The organism is Sinimarinibacterium flocculans, from assembly GCF_003201205.1.
GTDB classification, from domain to species: Bacteria; Pseudomonadota; Gammaproteobacteria; order Nevskiales; family Nevskiaceae; genus Solimonas; species Solimonas flocculans.
Genome location: NZ_QICN01000033.1, coordinates 1 through 1,318 on the forward strand (window position 1 = coordinate 1; position 1,318 = coordinate 1,318).

The 1,318-nt window shown below is 59.3% G+C and carries 2 protein-coding genes; one reads left to right on the forward strand and one right to left on the reverse strand.

Annotated features, from left to right (window positions below; all coding sequences use genetic code 11):
* Positions 1-393: hypothetical protein (locus C8D93_RS20270; RefSeq protein ID WP_211307450.1), on the forward strand; the 393-nt coding region annotated here is incomplete at its 5' end.
* A gap of 445 nt (positions 394-838) precedes the next feature.
* On the opposite strand, the gene C8D93_RS20275 is transcribed toward C8D93_RS20270, so the two are convergent.
* Entirely contained in the window at positions 839-1,222 is a 384-nt protein-coding gene (locus tag C8D93_RS20275; protein WP_110267093.1) for a protein kinase family protein, read from the reverse strand.
* Positions 1,223-1,318: the final 96 nt, after the last annotated feature.

The following is a 1,318-nucleotide window of genomic DNA, read 5'->3' on the forward strand; positions in this document are numbered from 1 at the left end:
TTGGCGAAAATCCGCCGGGTACGGCGCTCGACTCTTGGGCATATCGGACTCCTTCTCTCAAAAGATCAGGTGTCCGCGAGAACGGGTCAACTCCAGGATGTGCTCTCTGACCGCGTGCTCGCCACCAGCCCTGGTGTGTTTGATCCACTGTTTGATGAAGAGCGCGCGAGCATCCTCGCCCAAGCGTTGGAGTACGCCGTGAACATTGTTGCGACTATCCGGGATGAGAGGGAAATCGACGGCGAAGGCTTTAAGCAACCCTCGCGCGAGGAGATCGAGGCTGCGCTTAGGAAGGAGCTGTTGCAACTAGAAAGTGAGACTGCCCTGAGGATGGCGAACGACTTGGCCGACTGGGCATCCGGCGGCGAAGAGATCCCGAAACACTACTACTAAGGCACCGCCCCGTCCCTGGCTGTACGCGTGAGCCACGCGGCGGAGTCAGTCCGCCGCGTGTTTCGCTCCCTTATCTGGCCGAGGGTGGCCGAGCGCCATCTTTAACGCCGCAAGAATCGCCTCGGGACACTAGCCCGTGAGTGAGGTCGAGGCGCATCTTTTGGCCGTTTTAAAGCAGGTGGCGATGCGGATAGCCGAGCGTCATTTCGATGAGTCTCAAGCCAGGCGACGACGTCGCTCTCCAGCCACAAGAGCCCGCGAAGGTGAGGCACGCGAATATGCGGTGGCATTGCAAACCCGCGGGCGATTCGCATGTGAACGGCTTTCGCGGATCCGAGCCGCAACACGCCTGCGAGCTCTTTGGCGTCTAGTGTGTGTGACGGCTTCGTACGAACCTCCGACTCGGTGCTGTGCGGCCTGGAGCGACCTGCATCGAAAAGGGGTTTCATCGGATTGGAAGCAGAGAGTCTGTGCGCTCGAAGCGCCTGAGGAGTTTTGTCAGGCGTTCAGTCGTCGCACGGACGTCCGGTTTCACGCCCAACGAGCGCGTGCCGAGTGATGCCGGGCTTCCACAGTTCCGCAAGCCCGTTTCTATCTCGCGCTTGAGCGCCTTAAGTTGCTGCACCGTGCCGGAAAACGCGATGAGACGTCCGATCTCGTGCGCGATCGCAAGCAGGAGGCGCTCAGGATTGGGGGAGTTATGCGCATGCCGAATCGTATGAATGAACGCCTCATATGCGGCTTTCGTTAGCCTCCACGTCTCGAACTTCTGGATGTCGTGGCGCGTTAGAAAGGAGCGGAGATAGAACGGGGATTCATTGGCGTCCATCCGACGTTACCCCGTCATTGAGTAGCACGGTGATTTAGAGTCCGACCCAAGACTAGGAGGTCGGACGTGAAGAAGCGGTACAGCGAAGAGCAGATC

Coding starts and splice junctions, on each gene's coding strand:
- C8D93_RS20275 (WP_110267093.1), bottom strand. CDS start 1,222: ATGGACGCCAATGAATCCCCGTTCTATCTCCGCTCCTTTCTAACGCGC.